The sequence below is a fragment of the Acinetobacter stercoris genome (assembly GCF_900323515.1).
Lineage (GTDB): Bacteria > Pseudomonadota > Gammaproteobacteria > Pseudomonadales > Moraxellaceae > Acinetobacter > Acinetobacter stercoris.
The window spans coordinates 1-1,671 of sequence record NZ_OOGT01000368.1; the positions used below are offsets into that span (position 1 = coordinate 1).

Here is a 1,671-nt window from a genome sequence, read left to right on the forward strand (position 1 = left end):
TAATATTTGGTTTATTATATACAGCATCATCATTACAACTTCATTTATTTTATCTTTATTCTCTACCCGGAAAAATCTCAGTAGCGAATCCCAAGAATTTTTAAATAACTTAATATGCCTATGTATCGGAGCGATGCTATCTATCGGCATATTAATCTTTAACTATTATGTTCCTGTTATACAACCCGATATAAATACTAATCATCTGATTACATTGAGTACATTATTACTTAGTGGTACTTATCTTTTTTCAATTTTATACCTTACCCAACGCTTCCTGCATTTTATTTTTATTTTTGTGCCTTCGAGTTTAGCCTTTTTACTTTCTGACGTTATATTCCCGCATTTAATTGCACCTCAATATTATATATGTCTGATAGTATGGTTTAGCATATTGTTTATTGGCGGTTTGGTTATGTATAGAAAACAACGTCAATATTCACAATTTATTATTAATAACCAGATCTTGCAAAACAATGCTGCACAATATTTAGAGTCTTCAAGAAAACTATCTGAGCAATTAAGCATATCTTCACTTCGATCCAAAGAAATCGAGAATGAGCTTCAGTTAAATAATCAATTATTGGAACAAAAAGTAAAGTCTAGAACATATGATATTGAACAAATGAATATCAGACTTGAAAATCATAGACAAAATCTGGCTCTAGCACATGAAGCTGCTGGAATTCATTCATGGGTCTGGAATATTGAAAAACGCACAATTGAATTCTTAGGATCAGAGTTAAATAAATTATTTTACCAAAAAACCTATCATACACATAAAACCAAAAGCATTATTCATCCTGATGATTTAAATACATATAATACACTTATGCGTGCACATTTACGTGGTTTTTCTGATCACTTTGAATGTAGCTATAGAGTAAAGGTTCAGGAACAATGGATCTGGTTTCATGATACTGGTCGTGTTGTATCGAGGAACTCTCAAAATAAAAAACCACTACGTATGGTTGGTATTCGCCGTAATATTCAAAAAGAAAAAAATGATCAGGAACAATTACGTTTAGCAGCTAATGTATTTGATCAGGTTGCTGAAGGTGTTTTTGTTTTAGATCATAATTTATGCTTTGTTGAAGTAAACCCCTATTTCGAAAAGCTTACTGGGCTTGATCAAAAGCAGATCCTCGGGAAGCACCTGTTTGATATCACCAAGAATAATTGCACAGATACAATTAATTATCACACAACCATGTATCAGCGGCTTATCCAGACGGATGAATACGATGCTGAAGCAACAGAAGAGTTCATTTCAGGAAAAAAAATTAGTATCTGGACTCATATCAATGCAGTACGTGATGAAAAAAACAAGGTTATCCATTATGTTGGCATAGTGACGGATCTAACCGAGCGGAAAAAGCAGGAACTGCGTCTATCTTACCTAGAAAATTACGATACTTTAACTGATTTGCCAAATCGCCTTTATTTTAATAACCAGTTACATCAATATTTGAGTGATAGCTTACATTCATTAAAGCATCTGGCGGTAATTCGAGTAAATATTGACCGTTTTAGATTTTTCAATGAGTATTTAAGTAATCACGCAGGAGATGAGCTCCTTAAACAAGTTGCTGGTCGTTTGCGCCAGGCTAACCCCCAAGCATTATTGATTTCTCATTTAAACAATGATGACTTTGCAATTATCTATAATTT

General features: G+C 33.0%; 1 protein-coding gene. It reads left to right on the top strand.

Annotated elements, in window-relative coordinates:
* Positions 1-415: 415 nt before the first annotated feature.
* A partial coding sequence (locus tag KPC_RS19560) for a PAS domain S-box protein (RefSeq protein ID WP_228212360.1) occupies positions 416-1,671 on the top strand: 1,256 nt, incomplete at its 3' end.